We start from the raw sequence: 1,265 nt of genomic DNA, 5'->3' as shown, positions 1-1,265 counted from the left end.
CTAACGGCGAAGCAAGACGCGCTTTAAAAGAAAATTCAATTTCAGTAAATAAAGAAAAGGTAAAAGAAGATTACGCTATTACCTCGTCAGATTTAATTAATGAAAAGTTTGTATTGTTACAGCGTGGTAAAAAAAATTACTTCATACTAAGAGTGGTATAAAAACATAAGGCTTGGTGTAAAACCAAGCCTTATTACTAACCAATTAAATAAAAACTAATCTTTCTTTTTCTTAGCTCATTAGTTTTGTCGGTATAAATACAAATAGCTTACACAGTTATAATCTTAATTAAAAGTTAAAGTATTAAACTGAATTTTAATGAAGTTTTTACATATATAACCTAAAGTGAATAGGTTATGCTTTGTATAAGTTAAAGCACCATAAGGTTGCAGCCCCTAATATCAGAATGGTCAAATCTGCCAATAATTTCAAAAGAGCCATTGGTATTTAACCGGCCCAAGTCTTGGGTGGCAATAAACGCACAAGAATTAATATTTGCTAAATCTATAATGTTTAAACCACCTGTTTTTCTTGGTTTTTGTATGCTTAAAGGGTCTTCAGTATCACGGGTTAAAACACGCATCCAATGTGGACAATTAAAAATACCATTGCCCTTGGAATAAGCCTGACTTAAAAGTTCGGTCATACCATATTCGCTATGTATTTCATCAACACCAAAACCATGTTTTAATATGTTGTGAAGCTCATTACGTATTAATTCTTTTCGGCGCCCTTTCATACCGCCAGTTTCCATTATTATGGTGTTTTTTAAATTGAATTTATAGGTTTCAACTAAATCTAAAAGTGCAAATGAAACACCAATTAGTAATATTTTTTTTCCTTCACAATCTAAAGTTGTTAATGTGTTTTTTAATTCAGATAGGTTGTTTAAATAAAAGCCGCTTTCAGGCTGTTTTGATTGTTTTATNAAACCACATAATCTTCAATATTACCATAAAAATGAGAAAACCCTAAATTAAAGCTGTCTTGGTAAACTTTTAAGTTAGTTACATGGTGTTTGCTAGTGTTTTGGCCTGTAGTACCAGAGCTTGTAAAAATAGTTTCAATAGCAGAGTTTGAGCTTAAAACGGTACGAGATTTAAAAAATTGAATAGGTAAAAACGGTATATCTTCAATGGTTTTTACATCACTAGGTGTTTTGTAAAGTAAATCGCAAAAAGATCTGTAAACACTATTGTTTTCAAATTGGAACTTGAAAATTTCAAGCGCTTTTTTTTCAAATGCTTTGTTAGTTTTAATGTTAA

General features: G+C 30.5%; 2 pseudogenes. One reads left to right on the top strand and one right to left on the bottom strand.

The window, feature by feature from the left end:
• Positions 1-161: pseudogene (locus tag FUA24_RS25745) on the top strand (tyrosine--tRNA ligase); the annotation flags it as partial.
• A 209-nt stretch (positions 162-370) separates the two neighbouring features.
• On the opposite strand, the pseudogene FUA24_RS07655 reads toward FUA24_RS25745, so the two are convergent.
• Positions 371-1,265, bottom strand: a pseudogene (locus FUA24_RS07655) (LuxE/PaaK family acyltransferase); the annotation flags it as partial.

It is taken from the genome of Seonamhaeicola marinus, assembly GCF_008085455.1.
Note: the sequence above shows the minus strand (reverse complement) of the source record. Positions and strands in the feature narration are given on the sequence as shown.